This is a genomic window from Pantanalinema rosaneae CENA516, assembly GCF_050753385.1.
GTDB classification, from domain to species: Bacteria; Cyanobacteriota; Cyanobacteriia; order Leptolyngbyales; family Leptolyngbyaceae; genus Pantanalinema; species Pantanalinema rosaneae.
Window position 1 is genome coordinate 13,271 of the sequence record NZ_JBLZFZ010000036.1, and the last position, 19,717, is coordinate 32,987.

Genomic DNA, 19,717 nt, shown 5'->3' on the forward strand with positions numbered 1-19,717 from the left:
TAGAGACTTGTGGGTACACAGCAGGAAACATTATAGCTTAATAAAATTTGGTCAGAGTAAATAAAAATCCCACAACTTTTCGGTAAATTTGCTGCTGCTGAACTTCTACATTTGAATCGAAGAGACTTAAGGATTCGGTTCGCCGTTGCGTAACGTTCCAGATCGACCTTAAGAGATTTTGATCACGTCTTCATTTATGCACCCTTGCCTTAAGCTACGATCAAAGAAAATTTCAGCACTTTTATCTGCGTTAGATTTTTCTCTGGTGTTACAGGAAGTTTGAACATGGTTACATTTGCAAAATCGTATTTCAGGCTGGCGATCGCTACACTCTCCACAATTGCCTCGGTGGTTATTTCTGTAGCCGCAAAAGCAGATACGGTGACGGCTCGATGCGATGTGTATCCCAAAGGGCAAGACCGCGCCACCGCTTCAGGCCCCTGTACCTTTTCGCAACGGCAGGGGGTTGTCGGTATTCAGTTGCAAAATGGCAAACGCTATGACCTGGTTCCAGTGGGCAATAATCCTGGAAACTATCGGGATCAAAATGGTCGTGCCGCTTATCGGCAAGCTGGATTGGGCGACCAGGGGCAAATTTACCGCCTTGCCACTGAATCCATCTACGTTTACTGGAACACTGCTCCCTCTGGACAAAACTCTGGCACACAAAATAGTGGAAGTTCTGGCACCCCAGTTGCTGCTCGTGGCGTTTCTACCTTAAAGGCCAGCAGTGCTACCGCCCGGATTAATGTGCGATCGCAGCCAACGGTTAACTCCAGTTCACCCAGCTACGGGCTGCCTGGTGACAAAGTGAAGGTGATTCAGTGCGTCAGAGATCAAGATACCCGTGGCAGTGATTTGAACTGGTGCAAGGTGCAATTTGTGCAGTCGAAAGCGATTGGCTGGATTCGTAGTGATTTCATCATCTTTGCCGATGGGGGTGAATGACCCCTGGTTCAGTCAATCGGTACTCGTTCGGAGATTTTGTTGAGGAGTTCCTTTCGTAATGCAATTAAAGAGTGTTTTAAGCACTGGTGTAATCGCCGCGATCGCCCTGATTGTTGCTGTCCCCCTAGTGGCACAAGCGATTCCCCAACGCTCCAGAAATGCCTGCATCCGTAGCACAGCGGAAGAAATGGGAGTCGCAACGAGCAATATCATCCGGTATCGAGCTTGAGCGATCTGGTAGGAGCTAGAGCCGGACAGGCAGAGGCTACGTTAGAGAATCGCGGCTATGAGTTTGTCAAGACGATTACGGCTCCTCCTGATAAATACAGCTTTTGGCGTGAATCGGGCAGTAATTCCTATGTTTCAATTCGCACGTCACAAGGACAGTACGACTCGATCGTCTATACCAATGACGCGGACTGCAATCGCTAGTCAAATTTGTTTGCGATCGCGAGTTTTGATCGAGTCGTGAATATCTTTACTCCAAGCGATCGCGTGAGTGGTGGATTCATGCGATCGCTTGGCGATCTTACCCCTTATCACCAGTGCTCTATGACATCGACTGATATTGCCAGAATTCTCTACGGCTCGCCTCTCAGCCGTTCTAAAAATGCCATATTTGCCATTATCGTCTTGGCAACGTTGTTGGTATTTAGCCTCTATTCGCTGTTTCGTAACTATTTCTCAGCCCTCTCCCCAGCGGATGTGCAGGTCTTTGTCATCAGTCAGATTGCCGTCCTGCTCATGACCCTGTTACCCCTTGCCATTCTCTGGTTTCTCGATCGCCGCGAACCCGAATCTCGCTGGCTTTACCTGATCGCCGTGTTGTGGGGAGCCGTGATTGCCACCGCCATTGCTCTGCCCATTAACGCTGCTATTTTCAAGGGTTTAGATGATTTTGTGGTGCTCTACCCCAATATCAAAACCATTTTGGGCGAAGGTGCTGGGAGGACTCTGGCACCTCCGATCGCTGGTCCAATTGTCGAGGAAACCTTGAAAGGGCTGGGAGTCTTGCTACTTTTCTGGCTATTCCGCAGTGAGTTTGATAATGTGCGCGACGGCTTTATTTATGGTGCATTGGTCGGCGTTGGCTTTAATTTGCTGGAAACGCCGCTTTACATTACCAATGGGTTTCACTCCACGGGTGATATGCCGCTGTATTTTCAAATCGCCGATCGCTTTGCCCTGTTTGGATTTGCGGGTCATGCTCTCTACACGGGACTGTTTGGCATGGGCCTGGGGTTAGCCCGTCAAACGACGCGACGCTGGTTACGCATTGCGGCACCCATTGGCGGCTGGCTACTAGGATTTTCGGGTCATTTTCTCAACAATGCGCTGGGGTTACTCTTTGCACTGTTCGTCTATTTGACCACCGGTAAGCCATTTGTAGATGACCCTAAAGCTGCTGCCGCCCCCGTCGTTGTGGAACCCTTGCTGAATCAGTGGGTGCAGCATAGTGCCCTGCGACTGGTCGGCTTTTTGCCGTTTTTTGTGATTTTGGGGGTGATGCTCTGGCAGAGCGGCATTTGGGAACGAAGCGTGATCCGGGAACAGCTTGCCGATGAGTCGGAACCTGTGATTACGCCGGAAGAGTATGAAGCCGTGAAGCGCGATCGCAGTTTTCAGACACGCCGTATTCCCCAATACGATCGCCGCACCTCTGCCGCCATTGTCAAAGCCCAGAATGAACTAGCATTTCGTAAATGGCGGGTACAACAACAGGGGCAGGATGTGGACAGCGATCACCTGGTGACATCTTGGCGATCAGAATTACAGCGATTGCGGGATACGAAAATGCGGCACCCATTTAGTTAGTCCATCCATCGCGATCGCTATGGATCATCCCGCTAAAGTCAACCTCAAAGCCCGCAACCTGATTCTGGATTATGCGCTGGGTGCGGCGATCATTGCCCTGCTGCCGATTCCCAACATTGGCATCTGGCAAGCGATCGCCCTGATGCTGCTCAACGGTTTGCTGGTGATTAGCATTGCCCGCCTCTGGCAATTTCAGCAGGGCGGCGATCTCTTAGCCCGGATTGGCATTCTGTTTGGCATCGCGAGCGCGATTTTGATGGGGGTTCTGGTCTGGTTATTGGTTGTCGCCGTGGGAGCTGTAGTGCCACTGGTTGGGACATTAGCACCGGGAATAGCTGCCTTCTGTTACTTCTGGGGCGTGGGGCAGGCGGTCAATCATTTTTATGTGAGCAAACTCCCCTTAACTTCAAACCGTTCTCCTGCATCCGGTGAGCAAGATGAAATTTAACCGCCGCTTTTTACTCTGGTCTGGATTAGGTGCCACGATCGCGGCAGTATTTGGGCACGAACATTTGACACAGCAAGCATTGCAAGCCGAGCAGGTGAAACTGCGGCAATTGTATGACCCCACTCAACTGGTTGAATCTGCCTTTGGTGCTGACCTGACGGCCATTCAAGATTCGATCGCGATTCAACAAAGTGCCAAACTGCGATCGCCCTATCTCGGTTCGACTCATCGCTCACCGCATCGCCCACTTCCCCACTTCCCCCTCACCCCACTTCCCTATCTCCCTCATCACCCCATCTCTCCATGAAACGCCTACTTCCCATCTTTACCCTTCCCTTACTTGCCCTTGCTGCTAGCCTCGCCGCCCAAATTCCCGCCTCTGCCCAAACGTCTCGCTACCCCCTCACCGTTATCCCCTGCCCCACGGTGCTGCCCCCTAACGAAATTGAGGGCAAAACTATCACCTGCGGCATTCTCACTGTGCCAGAAAACTACGCCAACCCCAAAGGTCGCCAGATTGACTTGACCTACGCTGTCCTGCGGAGCCGCAGCCTTTCCCCTGCCCCCGACCCGATTATGGATCTGCGCGGTGGCCCAGGAGGTAGCTTGCTGCAAGCGTCGGTGCTGGAAACACGGGCAAAAAACTACGAACCGCTGCGCCAAACTCGCGACCTCATTTTGCTCGATCAGCGGGGCACTCAGTTCTCCAATCGCTTAGGCTGTGCCCCGACGGCACTAATTACTTTTGGTCTGTTGCTCAACCCCAGCGGTGCCTATGTGAGCGTGATTGATCCCCTGATGAAGCAGTTGCGATCGCGCTTTCCCAATGCCGACGACAGCACCGTAAAACTCTATGCCATGCATGCCCTGTGCGCTCGCGTGTTAGAAAAACATGGCAACGATTTGAGCCACTACAACACCCCTAACAACGCCCAGGATGTGGTGAACTTGACTGCTGCCCTCGGCTACAAGCAGGTGAACCTCTACGGCATTTCCTACGGCACCTACCTGGCACAGCGGATTATGATCAACCACCCGGATCGGGTTCGCAGCGTGGTGCTCGACTCCACGGTACCCATGCAGGTCAACACGTATACCTTCGATGTGCGCTCTCAGGAAGTTAGCTTCCTCAATCTGGTCGCAGACTGCGAAGCCAATGCCGCCTGCCGCGCCGCCTACCCCAACTTGGCACCGCGCACCCAAGCCCTACTCGCCAAGCTGGAGAAAACCCCGATTCCCCTGGCAAAACCCATCACCGCTCAGGGGAACTCCACCCCCATCGATCGCGTCACCCCAGCCGAGTTTGTCGCCCTGATTGATGCAATGAACTCGCGCCCCCGGCAGATTGCCCCCTACCTGCCGCTGATTGTCCATGAGCTAGAGCAGGGTAAGACCACGACCTTTGAGGGGGTTATTACCGGATCTCTCGCTGCCAATGCCCCGACGTCCCCCGCCCTGGAACCCTCGCCGGAGTCCTATCGCCTACAAGCCAGTGACTTTGAAGCCAAAGCCGACAAGCTGTTGCGTGCCAGAGCTGCCGCCGCTGAAACGAGCCGCCCTGCCAGTCGCTGGGTGCAGCAGGTGCAGGCCGCGATCAATAGCCTGCCCGAACCGCAGAAAACCTTGCTGCTGGCGAATTTCTATGGAGTTGGTTACCTGGATACCCCGCGTGATCGGGAAACCCTGCGCACCTTTGTTGCCGAAGAATTTAAGGGGGACACCGCCGCTACCCTTACCGCTGCCGTCAATGCCCTGTCTGACCTCGAAGTGCGCCATGTCTACGAGGTGGTGTCTGCCCTCACTGACTCCTTTATCCCCATCGATCAACTGATTACTTGGGGGATGTTCCGCAGTGTCAACTGCCGCGAACAATCACCCGACATGAACCAGGTCAAGACCACTTACAACAAGATGCGGATCCCCCAACTTGGGGTCAGGTGGCTGAAATCTGCCCAAGAAGTTTACGACATCTGCTCCTTCTGGCCCGTTGAACCTGCTCCCGCTAGCGAACGTGCCCCGACTGACAGCCGCATCCCCACCCTGGTATTGCAAGGGCGCTACGACACCATGACCCACAGTGGCATGGGCGTTCAGGTGATGGAGCGGCTGCGTAACGGCACCTTTGTGGAGTTTTCCAGCGCCGGTCATGGAGTGATCGAGTTCTCCCAGTGCGCCAAGGATATCGGCGTCGCCTTTGTGAATAATCCGACTCGCACCCCGGATACGCGCTGTACGGCTGACTTGTTCCCGCAGTTTGTGCTGCCGCCTGCAAAGTAAACCCGATCGCGAGAACGTTTTGGCACCTGGGCGATCGCCAAGCTGCCTGATCTTGTTAATACCTGAGCCAATCCTTGTTTCCCACAGAGCGTCATTACATGGATACATCAACCGATTCAAAAATGGATATACGAACTGATTCAAAAATTCGCCGGTTACTGCGGATTCTGCGTAACCCGTTCGTCAACCTGCTGGTGCTCTACTACCTCATGTCCAAGGCGAGGGACATTAGCTTCGCATATCTGATTTCACCGGCAATCTTCCAAAACCAGGTGCAATCTCTCATTGGGGGCGTGTTGGTTGTCGCGAACCTGATGCTCGTCTATTTCAGTTGGGGACATTTCGTGGAACGCCGACGGGTCAGCGAACTGACTCTGCCCCGCAAGGGTCGCGAACTCGGTCTCGGCCTGTTGCTCGGCTTCGGACTGATCACCCTCTGCATTTTGATCGCTATGGTTCTCGGCCTCTACCGCATCGAGGGGATTGACAGTTGGCAAAACCCACTGGCCGTGACAGGGTTTGTGCTACTGGTACCCATTTCCGAGGAACTGATGTTCCGTGGCGTGGTGTTTCGCATTCTTGAGGGTGTATTCGGCGGTTGGGGCGCTCTGGCGCTCTCGTCCGTGTGGTTCGGTCTCATTCACTTGGGGAACGAAGGCGAGACTTTTGTAGGAATCGCGGCGATCGTCCTCGCGTTTGGTCCGATGCTGGCAGCGCCCTATATACTCACCCGCCGCCTGTGGATGGGCATTGGTCTCCATATCGCATGGAACTACACGATGGGCGCAATTTACTCCGTCAATATATCCGGCAATGAGGCGAAGGGACTGTTTAAGACCATTGTCACAGGTCCAGAATGGCTGACTGGCGGCAACGCTGGCTTAGAGGGATCGCTGATCGCCATGCTGGTGAGTCTCACGTTCACTGTGGTCGTGCTGGTTCTGGCGGTGCGGCGCGGCAAGATCGTGCCCCCATCCTGGAAGCACAAATCCGGAGCCGAAGTCCAACATAGTTAGAGTGTTCCGGCGATATCTTGCGACCGCAAACCTGGTTTTGAGTCTTGAGTACAAAGAGGTAAATGAAATGATGAACAACCGTGTAAATGCTTGCTTACTGGTTTCCATGACTGCGATCGCTACCCTGGGGACTGCTGTTGCCGTCAAAGCCGATACCGTCGATGCCCGTTGCGATATCTTTCCTGCCGGAGAGGATCGCGCCATATCCTCTGGTCTCTGCACCTACTCCCAGCGACAGGGTGCGGTCGGCATTCAACTACCTAATGGTCGGCGCTATGACCTGCGACCCGTTGGCGACCAGCCCGAAAAGTATGTGGATCAAAATGGCAAACCCGTTACCCGTGACAATGCTGGTTTGGGCGATCGCGGAGTGATCTTTCGTCTCTCGAACCAATCCATCTATGTCTATTGGGATACCGCTCCCTACGGGAGGAATTCAGGGGGATCTGTCAGAGGGCTTTGGTAGTGGGTTGGTTATGCCCAGACCACAATGGTCATGGCAGACCTAAAGCATCAATCCCAGTAATGGCAGCCTGGGGATCATTGGATTGTTGGGGCGGTGTGTAAAGCTGAATGTTCTGGTCATCAGCAAGATTCAAACTTTTTGAAACTTTATACCGCAGACGATCTTCCCGAATAAACTGTCGTTCCCCTCTCCAATAGGTTAAACCTGAGATGACGACGGAACGGTTCGGTAAATCAACCATTGCACCAGGTCCAAAGGTGGTTAACACCTGGCTCTGACGCAACTCCCCACTGGGTTTAGCTCTCCGTCTTGGATTACTCATTGCCTTCCTCCTCCATCGTCATGCCATAAGGGTCTTTCACCCACAAGTTGACCGTTGCCTCCACATCCCGTAGGCTCCGGTAAGCCTTAAATTTCTGCCGTTCCAGGGGTTCTCTGTTGGCATCTGGATTCAGGGCATCCAGCAAGAGGGGGGGAGCTAAATCCGCTTCCTTTTGATATTGCAACCGCTGATCGCGATCGGCGATTTGTTGCCAGGTATCAATCAGATCCATTGCCTGCATTCTGACCCGTTGGCGCAGGTCGCCTGATGTTGTGGCATCTAAATCAGGACTGTGGCTCTCCGCCCGACTGGCGATCGCGTCAATCACGGCATCCACGGCTGGACGCTGGCTACCAATATGAGAAGCCCCGAGGGGAGCCGTCATTTCTGGAATCCCCAAACGAGCCAATGCGACAACGACTCCAGCCAAGCCCCGATCCAACGCTCTTGGCGAGAACGGCGTCACGCTGGTGGCTTCTACGGCACGATAGAAACTGTTATGCCAGCTTTGGAAGCGTTCGTAGTGCGAGCGATCGCGGGGACGGTGAATATTCAACAGGGTCACAACTAAACCGGGACGGTTGGAATCCCGTCCAACGCGACTGGTGGCCTGGATATACTCAGCAGCCGTCTTGGGTTGCCCTAGGACAACCATTAATCCCAGTCGAACAATATCAAGACCGACCGAAATCATATTGGTGGCTAGGGCAACATCAACCCGTTCGTTTTCGTGGAAAGGCAGCGCTAAGCGACGTTTTGCGTTTGCCACTTTATTGGTACTAACCCGTGAAGTGAGTTCTTCCGGTTCATCATCAATCTTGCGGCTCATGAATGGACCCACCAGTTCGCCATACCGCAGGCGATCGCCATACTTGGCAAGGCGCGAATTCACTTCATCCTCGACAATGCGACGGCTCCCGCCCAGTTCCCGTAAGGAGTTGAAGTAGCCCAGCAGGGTCATATAAGGATCAGCAGGGTTCTCCTTGTTCCGCTTGCCGCCCTGTTCCTCATACTGCTTGTAGGCAGATGCCATCACTGCCAGATACGCTCTCAAAAGAATCACCTTAAGACTGCGCCCCTGAGCCGCAATGCCCAGGTATAACCGCCCAGGGACATTAAAATCGGTTTTAGCGAAGAAGGAATCATGCCGATCGGGGCTGGGTGGCGGGAAGATGTCAACGTGGCTGCGTCCAAAGAGTGCCTGAATCTGACGACTAGCCCGCCGAACAGTTGCGGTAGAGGCAATGATTTTGGGGCGAATCGGTTTATCGTCCTTGGTGTAGCAACAGAGGGTATCGATCGCGGTTTCATACAATCCCACTATGGTGCCCAGTGGCCCGGAGATCAGATGTAACTCATCCTGAATTACCAGATCGGGCGGGGGCAGGTAGGATGCCAATGGCTTACCCGCAACGGTCGCATCCCCTTTGCTGTAAAAGCCTTCCTCAGGTTTTCCTTTTTCCTGATAATGGGTCACTCGCCCAAACAATGCGCCAGTTTGACCCACCCAGGGCAAGGCAGCAAACTTATCAACGGTAGCAATCACAAAACAGGGTAATCGTCGATAAATGGGTTCGTCCACCGCCAGTACGGGGAGCGGATTACGGCTACGGAAATCACAGCCCCGATTGACACAAACGACGGTTAGATTCTTGGGCGTATCCTCGTTGGGATGGAGTTGGAAGGAATTGGAAGAAAACTTTTCCCCACACCAGGGACACCGTTCCAAAGGAATTGGGGAGGGCTTGCTTCTGCTATCCCGTTTGAATGCCAGGGTTCGTTCCCGCGCTGAGTATTCATCCCGATCGCCCCGTTTACCCATTTTGTTCGGCGTGGCACTCTGTCCCACCCACAGCCCAATTTCAAAGGGCCAGTCACCTAGTCGGTTGGGATTTTTTTGTCGTTCCAGCTCTAAGGCACAAATCAAACGAGATGCCCGCTCAAGCTGATCCAGGGTGAGCAAGCGCAGGGTGTAGCGCATTAAGACGCTCATTCCTGCCGACTGAATTCCTGGATGTTTGAGGCGGCGGAGAACCAGGGTGAAGGCTGCCAGTCCTAAATAGGCTTCAGTCTTACCGCCACCCGTGGGGAAGAACAGCAGGTCAACGATACCGCGATCGCAGTGATCCGGTTGGGCAATACTGACTAGATTCAGCAGCATAAAGGCGATCTGGAACGGTCGCCATTCGGGTGGATCAAACCTATCTGGGGAACCGCCTAATTCTTGGCTGAGCTGACGACGACGGGAAGTGGCGACAGCCCGGTTGGCAATCCGAAAGGCTTCCAGAACATCTGGATCATCTAAAGCATTCAGCCCGGCGGCGATGCGATCGCAGGCGCGACTGGCACGATTCAACAAATCCTGGGCAACCTTGCCCTGAGAGTCACAGACTGAGGGATTCGCTGCCAACCCATTGGCTTACGTCTTTGCTGCTCCTCTGACTCCGGGACCTCAATTTTGTCTTTTTCCAGTGATATAGCGATCCTATCTAGACTGTGAAACGGGATTCTGTACAAACCCTGCTTCATACGGCTCTGTGATTTCAAGGATCATCGAGGACGGCTATATAGGGATATAGTCTCCCCAATTCACCGTTGTTTGCAGTGCTTTCGTGTCCTTTGTCAGCAAAAAGCTCAGTCCCATTGAGGCAGGAAATAAGGCTTTTCGGGCAGGGGACTTGTCTGGAGTTTGGCTATCTTCGCTGGATGCCGTATCGCCTAATTCGTCCACTTCCGTATCCCCTTCATCGTCAGCCCGATCGTCGGGTTTTGCGCCAAAGGGAGCTAGGAAACCCGTGAGATACCACTTAGAGGGTGCTTGGGTTAGCACTTCCTCTGCATGTTCTGTGTCATCAGGTTTAGGACCAACCAAATCGATTTGTAGGGCATCGACTAGGGTGGAGCGAATGTCAGCAGCGGTTGTGGGCACAGGAGCAACCTTAGTATGGGGCAGGCTAATGCGGTAGATGCCGTCTCAACAAAGCTGAAGGTGAGGCAAGAGAAGATGCGCGGGAGTGTCGCTCATCGTTTGCCTGCCAAAATTTGAGCGGCAGTCAGCTTCAGATCCGGGAAAAGGGGCGACTGCATCACGTCTTCGCCCTGAAATTCGGTTAAATCGTAGAACTCGTGATCGAGAAGGCAAATAGTGACTTTCGCGTCCAGCGGATCGACGATCCAGTATTCGGGGATTTCTAGGAGTCCATATTCCGAGCGTTTGGAGCGATAGTCATCGAGTTGGGTCGAAGGGCTAACGACTTCAATCACCAGCAGGGGCGGTGGCTCATTGAAGTCAATCACAGCTTCTCGGTTTTCCATTGCTTCCCACTGCACCAAAGGCAGAACAGTCACGTCGGGAATGCGGGAGGTATCCCAGCGTCTACCGCGTGGGGAGCGAACGCCTACCAAAGCAGGCAATGCCACCCAGGGTTGCTCGGTTTGGGTAATGGTGTCTTCAAACTGCTGCGTCAAGAAGCGAATGATGGCTCCATGCTTGAGGTGGTCCCCAAAAATTGGACAGAGGGTTAAGCTCTGAACGACTCAAGAAATGGTAGGAGTAGTTCATGAGTAACAAACGCAAGCAATACAGCCCTCAATTCAAAGCTAAAGTCGCCCTCGAAGCAATTCGAGGCGAGAAAACCGTCTCTGAGTTGGCTAGTCAGTACGAAGTGCATCCGACGATGATCAACAACTGGAAACGGCAGGTGTTGGAGGAAGCCAGCAGTCTGTTTGAGAAGGGGAGCGAATCGACGAAAGCCGATGAAAACCAGCAAGCCCAAATCAATGAGTTGTATCGGCAGATTGGGCAATTGAAGGTGGAACGGGATTTTTTAGCCAGCAGGTCAGCACAGTTGGGACTGAAGCACGAAAAGCCCTGGTAGTGTCTGACCACCCGCAACTGAGTGTGGTGCGCCAATGCCAATTGCTCGGCATTGCCCGTTCCAGCTTTTACCATCGACCCCAAGCGCTGCCCGAGGAGGAGTTGACCCTATTGAAGCTGATTGACCAACAATACCTGGAAACACCCTTCTACGGGAGTCGGAAGATGACCGTGATGCTGCGCCAACAGGGCTATGCAGTGAATCGCAAACGGGTACAACGCTTGATGCGCCAGTTGGGCATTGAAGCGATTTATCCCAAACCTCGGCTCTCTCAAGCTCATCCGGGGCATCAGGTCTATCCCTATCTGCTGCGGGATCTCAAGGTGACTGGGGCTAATCATGTGTGGTGTACTGACATCACGTATTTGCCAGTGTTGAAGGGGCATTTTTACCTGGTTGCCATGATGGATTGGTTTAGTCGCAAAGTTCTCTCGTGGAGGATTTCTAACACGCTTGATGTCACCTTTTGTTTGGAGGCACTTCAGGAGGCGATCGCTCTCTATGGCAAACCTGAGATCTTCAACTCCGATCAAGGTAGCCAATTCACCTCAAACTCGTTCACAGCCTGCCTCAAGGCATCTGGCATCGCGATTAGTATGGATGGTCGAGGACGATGTCATGACAACATCTTTATCGAACGCCTGTGGCGATCGCTGAAGTATGAGTTGATTTATTTGATGGCGTTTGAAGATGGAATTTATTTGAACAAGGAAGTCCAACGATGGTTTCATTGGTATAATCAAGAGCGTCCACATCAAGCATTAAAGTATCGCACTCCAGAAGTCGTTTATTGGGAAACGCGATCGCTCTTTGGAGAAAAAGCTTGAATATGGACTTGGAGATCTCTCATTTCAGAGCTTAGAGATCCCTCAGAATTGTCCAACCGATTGGGTCCACCTCATTGCTCATCAGTTTTACAATCACACCGATGAGCCTGTGGATATCCTAATGATGGGAGAAAACTTGCCTTATGAGGTTTGTTACTTTCCCGACTTGGACAAGTGGCTATCGCGATCGATGGGCAAGGTTGGGAAATTTGAAAGCACAGATTATTGGGCAGATGAACCCGACCCGCCAATTATCAAAGTTCAGGAGTTTGGAAACGAACACTATGGGTACTGAAACTACCATCGCTGGAAGCGTTCTTTCCATACGACGTTACCCGATTAAATCGATGCAGGGAGAAGAAATTGATGGAGTCGAGGTGACAGAACGAGGCGTGTTAGGCGATCGCGCTTATGCTCTCGTTGATCGAGAGACAGGGTACATCGCCAGTGCAAAATATCCTCGCAAATGGAGCCAGCTTCTAGAGTGCCAGGCTCGATTTGTTGAACCACCCCAACCAGGCAAACCTCTGCCACCTGTATGGATTACCTTACCCAATGGCGAGATAGTTTGCAGTACCCAATCGAATATCAATCAAGTTTTCTCACAGCAGTTGGGACGTGATGTGACATTACTGGCAGAGGCTCCCGCTAATCCAACCCGTGAAGCGGATAGAACACCCCTGGATAATTCTGGTGAGGAAACAATTCGCGAGGAAAAAGTTGCGTTTGCTGCACCGACAGGAACATTTTTCGATTATTCCGCCATTCATCTTTTGACAACTGCAACGATCGATCGCCTCAAAAAACTTTTTCCTTCAGGACAATTTGATGTACGTCGATTTCGCCCGAACATCGTGATACAAACCAATACCACTGAATCAGGCTTTGTTGAAAATCACTGGTTAGGGTGTCGGGCAACCATTGGAATGAGTGTCCAACTTCAATTCATTGATCCCTGTCCTCGCTGTGTGATAACCACCCTACCCCAGGGAAATTTACCCCACGATACGGGTATTTTACGAACTGTCGCACAGCATAACCAGGTCGAAAGTTTCACTCTTGCTCCCGGAAAGGTACTTCCGGCGATCGCTGGAGTTTATGCAACGGTGCTTCATGAAGGAAAAATTTGCCAGGGTGATTTCATCGGCTTGCAGTAAGAGTTCCACTAGAACAGTGAGCAAGCCGCTATAAAACCCTAACTGTTAGGATCAGGTGTCTGAATGATTGAATATGCTCACTATGTACAAATTTTCCGCTGCCTCAGAGCGTGAAACCATTGTGTTCGGCTCTGCCCGCCCTCGATACAGCAACGAGCAAGTCAACGAATGGATTGAGTTTATGCAGCGCCAGGAGATCAAGCGAGTATGCTGTTTGCTCCCCGAATCTCAACTCGCTCGCTATGCCAAAAGATCGGAAGAACCTCTGCTTGACGTTTATCGACAAACGTTTGGGATTGACCAGGTATGCTGGGCATCGATCGAAGACTTTTACTATGCCGATCCAGATTTACTGATTCATCAAATTTTACCGTTCTTAGCGACTGCTAATCAGAAAAATGAGCGGATTGTGGTTCATTGCTCAGGTGGAATTGGGCGCACAGGACACGTTCTAGCTGCCTGGTTAGTGGCAGGACGAGGCTTCTCCCCTCAGGCAGCAATCGCAGCCGTCAAGCAAACTGGGAGAAATCCCCACGAAGCGATCGTTGCCGCTCTTTTCACAGGACGCAATCCTTGGAAAGTTGCAGCGGAACTGGATCGATTATTGCATGAATGCGAGCGATGTAAGAGTACTGAGAATTGAATGTCTATTTCTCGCAGATGAAACGACAGAACAAAATTGGAAACGAGTTGAATAAAATGTTGTAAAAACTGACAGCATAAAGGACTCTAGCAATAACAATCTATCAAAAGGTAGAGAAATACCAGCCTCACCTGATTGGGTGAAGTGGAAAGCGAACGCGATCTGTACCGGATCAGCTTTGCTGCGCGCTACTTTGAAAAAGCCATATCAGAGATTTCTGGAATCTGCTTTAGCTTCAGTGTAGTCCTGCAAGTTCAGTCATTGTGAGGCAAAAATGCACCTATTCAAGTTCATTCAACCCTTTCGACTGATGAGTGGGGCGATCGCATTGCTGTTGATTTGTAGCTTGATCAGTCTTTCGGCGCATTCGGCGTTGTCTAGCTCTCCAGGATTGCAATCTACCTCTACTCAACTTGAGCCTGCTGCTGAAATCGCACAAACTCCTGACTTTGGGCAAGCGTTTCAGGAATTAGGAATCGAAGGCGCGATCGTCATTTACGACAAAAACAATCAACGCTTCTACGAACACAATCCATCTCGCAACACAACTACCTTTTTTCCTGCTTCGACCTTCAAAATCTTGAATGCGCTCATTTCTCTTGAAACGGGAGTCATTCGAGATGATGTTTCAGTGCTAACCTGGGATGGCATTACACGCGAAATTCCAGCCTGGAATCACGATACAAACCTGCGTCAAGCCTTCAAAGATTCGACAGTTTGGTTTTATCAAGTCCTCGCTCGCAAAAATGGGCATGAACGAATGCAGCAGTTTGTTAAGCAAGTGAACTATGGAAATCAGCAGATTGGTACGCCGGATCGAATTGATCATTTCTGGTTGGATGGTCCGTTGCAGATTACGCCGAAGCAAGAGATTGAGTTTTTACAACGATTAGAGCAAAACGATTTACCCTTCTCGCAACGCACGATCGATCTGGTCAAAGACATGATGATTATTGAGAAAACACCAGACTATACCCTGCGTGGTAAGACGGGTTGGATCAACAGCGTCGATCCTAATATTGGCTGGATTGTGGGATATTTGGAACAGAAAAACAATGTCTATTTCTTTGCCACAAATATTGTGATATCGAATTCGCAAGATGCTGCTAAACGATTAGAAGTCACTCGTCGTAGTTTTCAAGCATTAGGGCTGCTGTAAGTAAATTTCAGTAGCAATTTAAAGCTCCTCCCTCCAATTCAGAAATTACCCCTGCAATGAATTTACGCTCTGCCACTCTTGCTGATTTAGATCTTCTGCGACACTGGGATGAGCAACCCCATGTAATCGCCTCTGATCCAAACGATGATTGGAATTGGGAGGAAGAACTCGATCGCACTCCTGATTGGCGAGAACAATTGATTGCAGAGATCGACGGTCGGGCGATCGGATTTATTCAAATTATCGATCCGGCACGAGAGGAGAGCCATTACTGGGGTGATGCGGCAGAAAATCTCCGGGCGATCGACATCTGGATTGGAGCGGAAACCGATTTAGGTAAAGGTTATGGGACTCAAATGATGCACCTTGCCCTGACCCGCTGTTTTTCTGACCCATTGGTAACGGCAGTCCTCGTTGATCCGCTGGTCAGCAATACTCGCGTTCATCGCTTTTATGAACGGTTGGGATTTCAACGTGTAGAGCGTCGCCAATTTGGAGACGATGATTGCTTTGTCTATCGCCTAAATCGAGAGGATTGGCATCTTCTAGAAGAAAAAGAGGTCAAGCTATGAGTTTGGATGTGCTTGGTTTTCAGGACATTGACAAAACAAAAATCGGGGTTGTTGGAGGTAAAAGCGCAAACTTGGGAGAACTCTCCAAGATTGAAGGAATTCTCGTACCAGATGGCTTTTGTATTGCTACGATCCCCTTCAAAAAATCATTGAAGAAACATCGTCGATTAACAAATTACTGGTGATTGCGATCGCGCTCATTTATCCTGAAACTTTAAACTTTTTATAAAGCAGGCCGTGATGACAGAAATAACTGGAACTTGCACTTTGCAAAAACTATCGATCAACCCTATCAACGAGTGAGCCAGAAATAATGCATCGAGCAGCCACATTTCTCTCGCAGTTTTTAATTAGCCTATGGGTCGTGCTGGTTGGCGCATTTCTGGTAATACTGCTGCAAAATGCTCCCAGCGCATCGAATACCCCCTTTGCTGGGATATCCATTCGGACTGAACAGAACACCGTCATTCACCTACCAAATCGAATTTTTAGCTGTACAGAGACAGCCCAGCAATTTCAGTGTCAGGCAGATCTTCAAAACCGTTTGCTAGAAATTAATGCGACCAAAGGACAGGGTTATCAATATGACTTGAGTAATTGTCGCGTTTCCTACGATGGGCGATCGGTTGGTTGCCAGGAAACCGGGCAAACCTACGCGCCAATGTTGTCCAATCTGTATGAAATTACAAATCTGGGCTTGAGTCCTCAACAAACGCAAACAATTCAACAAGAATACTGGATTAGAACTGCTCTTGCACAGTTGGGCGATCGCTTGCTGTGGATCAGTACCGGGCTAGCGTTGGTGGCAGGCATCGGTGCGGCTTTCTTCACCTGGCTCCATCCCGGTCATTTGAGCAAAGGGTTTGCCAGTGTTGCCTGTGGATTTGGCATGTATCAGTTAATGGGCGGAGTCCTGGGTCGAGTGCCCTATGACGCTGTTACACCCTATGGATTGACTCCTGATACCTGGAACAGGGTGGTACCGGCGGGAGCGATCGCCATTGGCCTGATCACCCTGATCACGACTGCACTTCTGCTCTGGCGTAACCTGAATCTCTTCACCAGAATTCTGATCAGCCTTGGCAGTAGTGCCGGAATTTTCAGTCTTTGCTGGTGGGCTTTGATGTGGAATTCAAACTATGTCCTCCATTTCCTGGGTTTATCCAACACCCTTTGGGTACAGCAGGGCTATCCATTGATGTGGTTTTCTACAGCCATTTCAATTGTCCTGGCATTTGTGGCGGCTATCTTGATTGGACGATACACCCATCAATCGATTAAAAGATTTCTCTGTCTGGGATGTGGCGTTGGTGCGATCGCGTTAACCACCAACCTACTTCTGTTTATCCTTCTGGGATTGGGATATCTAGATTGATGCAAGTTTTTCCCCTCCGATGCCCCAATTACGTGGTGCGTCTACTGAATTTCGGATTGTTTCCAATGCTTCATTTCTTCGTTAATGAAGTAATTCACTAAATCCTGATACATTTTTTCGATCACATCCGCATCTAATCCTTCCTCGTCTGCCCAGACCCGACGTTGCTGCAACATCGCTTGCAAGCGTTCCGGTGCTCTGACGGTCGTTTCACTCGTCTTAAACTTAGAGGCCGCTTTGACATAGGCGAAACGCTGACCCAGAAGCGCAACAACTCGACGGTCTAACCGATCGATTTCGGCTCGAATGTCTAGCATACTCTCACATTGTTCGGGGGTCTTCATAGGCGTTCACTGGAGTGTGTGGTTAAGCACCGAGGTCGGACGATGAAAGGGGACAGACTTCCATCGCTTGAATCAAGCCATGCTCAATGGTAAAACGATGCCCCACGTATTCATCGGCAAGCACGGCTCCAGCAAGATCGCACACGACCTGATGCACCTCGACCAAGACCTGCCCAGCATCCTCTACGTGAAAGGCAATCGGCTCAACGTGGGGATTGATTTCGCTCCACTGCTCTGTCCAGTAAGCGCGGACTTCTTCCGTCCCACGGGCAAAACCGCCTTTGAATGCTTTCGGCCAGTGCACATCAGGAGTCATGAGGGCAAGGGTGGCATCAAGGTCACGCGCGTTGAAGGCTGCGTATGCGGCGCGGAGCAGTTCGATTTCTAGAGCAGGTTGATCTGGCATAAGATTAACCACGCTGCGCTGCCTCGATCGCAGCAATATCGATCTTTTTCATCTGCATCATGGCATCAAACGCACGCTTGGCAGCAGCCGGATCAGGATCAGCGATCGCTTTCGTCAGGACGATCGGTGTAATCTGCCAGGACAATCCCCATTTGTCTTTGCACCAGCCGCAGGCACTCTCATGCCCGCCGTTGCCGACGATTGCATTCCAGTAGCGATCGGTTTCAGCCTGGTCAACAGTCGCGACCTGAAACGAGAACGCTTCGTTGTGTTTGAATGCAGAGCCGCCATTAAGTCCGAGGCAGGGAATTCCCATCACGGTAAACTCGACGGTCAACACGTCTCCCTGCTTTCCCGATGGAAAGTCTCCCGGTGCGTGATGCACGGCATCGACGGACGAATCAGGAAAAATCTCGGCGTAAAACCGCGCTGCGTCCTCGGCGGTGCCATCGTACCAGAGGCAAATCGTGTTCTTTGCTGGCTTTTCCATGTCACTTCTCCATCAAGACGAGCCACCCAAACCCGGAGTCAACGATATGCTCAGTCGAAGAATATTGGCTCGGACGACAGTTTCGCCCATTCTAGCGTGGCTTCACTGCGCTTCACATAGACTGGATAACGACCGAGATCACCGACGCAGACAACTTTGAATACTTAACCGATCAGCTTGCGGCGTTCCGATGCAGCGACTTTATGGGAGAGGACTGAAGCAGAAGAGATATGTTAACTGACTGGCATTTGGATACGGGCTTCCAGTCATCTTACTGACGATCGCTTGATTGCACCATCTGCGAGAGATAAGTGTGCAGTGGAGTTACGCCCCGCTCAACAGCGTTCAAGTCTGGAAATGTTTCATCGAGTGTCACTGCTGTCATGTTGACGAAAGATGCCAGAAGTTAGATAGATTCCTCCTAAGACATATCCTTGAGACAAATAGCCCTGACGTTGATTACCAAATCTGGCTTTCATTTGCATTGAGGTTTCTATCGTGGCTACTCCCCCGCCATCCCCATCGACCGATATTTGGACACCGTTGCCCGTTGCAACTGGGCAAGATACTAATACAACCCTTCACCTGTGGACACAAATCATTGGCAAGATTCGGTTGTCCCTTGCTCCTCAAGTGAATCATTAGACTTCCCAACCATCCGTGTAAAAGGTTTGAATGCCAAACGGTTCTAACAATGCTTTTAGCTTGACCAGCGCCTGGTCTTTATGGTCTGCTAGCACATACGCCAACACTTGACCGGTTTGATGGTCAATGGCATGCCATAACCAACGCTCCTGTTTTTTAGAACCGACAAAGCTCCACATTTCGTCGGCTTCGGCTTCCTCAATGTGTTTCACAATGGTCACAGCAGTTGGATTGAGTTGTTCCAATAATCGACGATTGACTTGTTCAAGATGACGATCTTTTTTTTAATTCTTCAATGACTGTTGTCGGACTAATCTTGAGTACCCGAGCCGTATCACGAATACCACTGCCATTGAGCGCCATCTCGCAAATCTGTTGTTTCACATCAGACAAGTAACCTCGGTAGGAATACTCTAGAACAAAACTATGGCGAGTGCATTCAGAATTTCGACATTTATATCGTTGTTTGCCCTCAGCAGTCTTGCCGTGTTTGACAATGTTAGTGCTGTCGCAAGTGGGACAATGTACAGGTTTAAGTACCATCGTAGTTGTTTTTAGCAACTCTAATTGATTCAGGTGGTTCTATTTTCCCTGATCCCTATCCCCATGTCTAGAACATTACCAGAGTAATTTTGGGCGGCAAAGGTTCTTCTAAGCGTAGGTTGTAAGCATTGCAAGTTACAGATAATTTCTAAATTACACTCGAAGCTATAGCAAGATTGTGCAAAAAATAGCATATTTATGCAATTTTTTGAAGTACAACATTTAGTATCAAAATAGTTGATTTCAAGATTTTCAGAAGGTACCCTTGAGGGTGAATACATACAGAAGCAGTTTGTTCAGAATTAAATTATTGCTACAGCAACTGTCGCTTTAAGTTCAGGATCACTGACATTTCTCCATCGATTAAGCCTACTGCAAAGGGAATT

At 50.7% G+C, this 19,717-nt stretch carries 24 protein-coding genes and 1 pseudogene; 17 read left to right on the forward strand and 8 right to left on the reverse strand.

Translation table 11 applies throughout. The features are described from left to right. The first annotated feature begins 285 nt into the window (after nt 1–285). From ACN4EK_RS19735 to ACN4EK_RS19775, 9 genes are all read left to right on the forward strand, one after another. On the forward strand, nt 286–948 hold the full coding sequence (locus tag ACN4EK_RS19735; RefSeq protein WP_431659907.1) for an SH3 domain-containing protein: 663 nt from the start codon (nt 286–288) through the stop codon (nt 946–948). A gap of 58 nt (nt 949–1,006) precedes the next feature. Beyond that, nucleotides 1,007–1,177, forward strand: a complete 171-nt coding sequence (locus tag ACN4EK_RS19740) for a hypothetical protein (RefSeq protein WP_431659908.1) — start codon at nt 1,007–1,009, stop codon at nt 1,175–1,177. After that, complete coding sequence (locus ACN4EK_RS19745) at nt 1,174–1,380, forward strand: hypothetical protein (protein ID WP_431659909.1); 207 nt, start codon at nt 1,174–1,176, stop codon at nt 1,378–1,380. Before ACN4EK_RS19740 ends, ACN4EK_RS19745 begins: the two co-directional genes overlap by 4 nt. A 120-nt stretch (nt 1,381–1,500) precedes the next feature. After that, entirely contained in the window at nt 1,501–2,763 is a 1,263-nt protein-coding gene (locus ACN4EK_RS19750; protein WP_431659910.1) for a PrsW family intramembrane metalloprotease, read from the forward strand. A 19-nt stretch (nt 2,764–2,782) separates the two neighbouring features. After that, nucleotides 2,783–3,211 carry a hypothetical protein gene (locus tag ACN4EK_RS19755; protein WP_431659911.1) on the forward strand — a complete coding sequence of 143 codons (429 nt, stop codon included), beginning with the start codon at nt 2,783–2,785 and terminating at the stop codon, nt 3,209–3,211. Continuing rightward, on the forward strand, nt 3,201–3,518 hold the full coding sequence (locus tag ACN4EK_RS19760; RefSeq protein ID WP_431659912.1) for a hypothetical protein: 318 nt from the start codon (nt 3,201–3,203) through the stop codon (nt 3,516–3,518). The genes ACN4EK_RS19755 and ACN4EK_RS19760 overlap by 11 nt, the downstream gene beginning before the upstream one ends. Then, nucleotides 3,515–5,488 carry an alpha/beta hydrolase gene (locus tag ACN4EK_RS19765; protein ID WP_431659913.1) on the forward strand — a complete coding sequence of 658 codons (1,974 nt, stop codon included), beginning with the start codon at nt 3,515–3,517 and terminating at the stop codon, nt 5,486–5,488. The genes ACN4EK_RS19760 and ACN4EK_RS19765 overlap by 4 nt, the downstream gene beginning before the upstream one ends. Nucleotides 5,489–5,586: 98 nt before the next feature. Next, complete coding sequence (locus ACN4EK_RS19770; protein ID WP_431659914.1) at nt 5,587–6,504, forward strand: CPBP family intramembrane glutamic endopeptidase; 918 nt, start codon at nt 5,587–5,589, stop codon at nt 6,502–6,504. Between the two features lie 67 nt (nt 6,505–6,571). After that, nucleotides 6,572–6,970, forward strand: coding sequence for a hypothetical protein (locus tag ACN4EK_RS19775; protein ID WP_431659915.1), 399 nt, complete (start codon nt 6,572–6,574; stop codon nt 6,968–6,970). A gap of 28 nt (nt 6,971–6,998) precedes the next feature. On the opposite strand, the gene ACN4EK_RS19780 is transcribed toward ACN4EK_RS19775, so the two are convergent. From ACN4EK_RS19780 to ACN4EK_RS19795, 4 genes are all read right to left on the reverse strand, one after another. Next, nucleotides 6,999–7,292, reverse strand: a complete 294-nt coding sequence (locus ACN4EK_RS19780; protein ID WP_431659916.1) for a hypothetical protein — start codon at nt 7,290–7,292, stop codon at nt 6,999–7,001. Then, entirely contained in the window at nt 7,285–9,702 is a 2,418-nt protein-coding gene (gene drmA, locus ACN4EK_RS19785; RefSeq protein WP_431659917.1) for a DISARM system helicase DrmA, read from the reverse strand. Before drmA ends, ACN4EK_RS19780 begins: the two co-directional genes overlap by 8 nt. A 153-nt stretch (nt 9,703–9,855) precedes the next feature. Continuing rightward, nucleotides 9,856–10,221, reverse strand: coding sequence for a hypothetical protein (locus tag ACN4EK_RS19790; RefSeq protein ID WP_431659918.1), 366 nt, complete (start codon nt 10,219–10,221; stop codon nt 9,856–9,858). Between the two features lie 92 nt (nt 10,222–10,313). Continuing rightward, nucleotides 10,314–10,760 (reverse strand): Uma2 family endonuclease, encoded by a 447-nt coding sequence (locus ACN4EK_RS19795; RefSeq protein ID WP_431659919.1) that lies wholly within the window; start codon nt 10,758–10,760, stop codon nt 10,314–10,316. Nucleotides 10,761–10,852: 92 nt separating this feature from the next. On the opposite strand from ACN4EK_RS19795, the gene ACN4EK_RS19800 reads away from it, so the two are divergent. The 7 genes from ACN4EK_RS19800 to ACN4EK_RS19830 all read left to right on the forward strand — a co-directional run bounded on the left by ACN4EK_RS19800 (nt 10,853) and on the right by ACN4EK_RS19830 (nt 16,903). Then, nucleotides 10,853–11,997, forward strand: a protein-coding gene (locus ACN4EK_RS19800; protein ID WP_431659920.1) for an IS3 family transposase whose coding sequence is annotated in 2 segments (ribosomal slippage) — nt 10,853–11,123 and nt 11,123–11,997 — 1,146 coding nt in all. Because the reading frame shifts where the segments join, the coding sequence is not laid out codon by codon here. A gap of 284 nt (nt 11,998–12,281) precedes the next feature. Further along, on the forward strand, nt 12,282–13,154 hold the full coding sequence (locus tag ACN4EK_RS19805) for an MOSC domain-containing protein (RefSeq protein ID WP_431659921.1): 873 nt from the start codon (nt 12,282–12,284) through the stop codon (nt 13,152–13,154). 82 nt (nt 13,155–13,236) lie between these two features. Further along, on the forward strand, nt 13,237–13,797 hold the full coding sequence (locus ACN4EK_RS19810; protein ID WP_431659922.1) for a protein-tyrosine phosphatase family protein: 561 nt from the start codon (nt 13,237–13,239) through the stop codon (nt 13,795–13,797). A 274-nt stretch (nt 13,798–14,071) separates the two neighbouring features. Next, complete coding sequence (blaOXA, locus tag ACN4EK_RS19815; protein WP_431659923.1) at nt 14,072–14,956, forward strand: class D beta-lactamase; 885 nt, start codon at nt 14,072–14,074, stop codon at nt 14,954–14,956. Nucleotides 14,957–15,012: 56 nt separating this feature from the next. Next, nucleotides 15,013–15,528 (forward strand): GNAT family N-acetyltransferase, encoded by a 516-nt coding sequence (locus ACN4EK_RS19820; protein WP_431659924.1) that lies wholly within the window; start codon nt 15,013–15,015, stop codon nt 15,526–15,528. Then, nucleotides 15,525–15,713 carry a PEP/pyruvate-binding domain-containing protein gene (locus tag ACN4EK_RS19825; RefSeq protein ID WP_431659925.1) on the forward strand — a complete coding sequence of 63 codons (189 nt, stop codon included), beginning with the start codon at nt 15,525–15,527 and terminating at the stop codon, nt 15,711–15,713. Before ACN4EK_RS19820 ends, ACN4EK_RS19825 begins: the two co-directional genes overlap by 4 nt. Nucleotides 15,714–15,841: 128 nt before the next feature. After that, complete coding sequence (locus ACN4EK_RS19830; protein ID WP_431659926.1) at nt 15,842–16,903, forward strand: hypothetical protein; 1,062 nt, start codon at nt 15,842–15,844, stop codon at nt 16,901–16,903. A gap of 41 nt (nt 16,904–16,944) precedes the next feature. On the opposite strand, the gene ACN4EK_RS19835 is transcribed toward ACN4EK_RS19830, so the two are convergent. From ACN4EK_RS19835 to ACN4EK_RS19845, 3 genes are read right to left on the reverse strand one after another with little or no spacing between them, the layout of a single operon-like run. Further along, nucleotides 16,945–17,247: an isochorismate lyase gene (locus ACN4EK_RS19835; protein WP_431659927.1), complete on the reverse strand. Its 303-nt coding sequence runs from the start codon at nt 17,245–17,247 to the stop codon at nt 16,945–16,947. Between the two features lie 22 nt (nt 17,248–17,269). Beyond that, nucleotides 17,270–17,653, reverse strand: a complete 384-nt coding sequence (locus ACN4EK_RS19840) for a nuclear transport factor 2 family protein (protein WP_431659928.1) — start codon at nt 17,651–17,653, stop codon at nt 17,270–17,272. A 4-nt stretch (nt 17,654–17,657) separates the two neighbouring features. Further along, a complete protein-coding gene (locus tag ACN4EK_RS19845) occupies nt 17,658–18,143 on the reverse strand; it encodes a VOC family protein (RefSeq protein WP_431659929.1) in 486 nt (161 codons plus the stop codon). Between the two features lie 498 nt (nt 18,144–18,641). Here ACN4EK_RS19845 and ACN4EK_RS19850 point away from each other — a divergent pair, with 498 nt between their 5' ends. Beyond that, the gene (locus ACN4EK_RS19850) at nt 18,642–18,788 is read left to right on the forward strand and encodes a DUF5996 family protein (RefSeq protein WP_431659930.1); all 147 of its coding nucleotides are present in this window, start codon (nt 18,642–18,644) and stop codon (nt 18,786–18,788) included. A 5-nt stretch (nt 18,789–18,793) separates the two neighbouring features. Here the strand turns inward: ACN4EK_RS19850 and ACN4EK_RS19855 are convergent. Beyond that, a pseudogene (locus tag ACN4EK_RS19855) lies at nt 18,794–19,331 on the reverse strand (IS1 family transposase); the annotation flags it as partial. Nucleotides 19,332–19,717 lie beyond the last annotated feature (386 nt).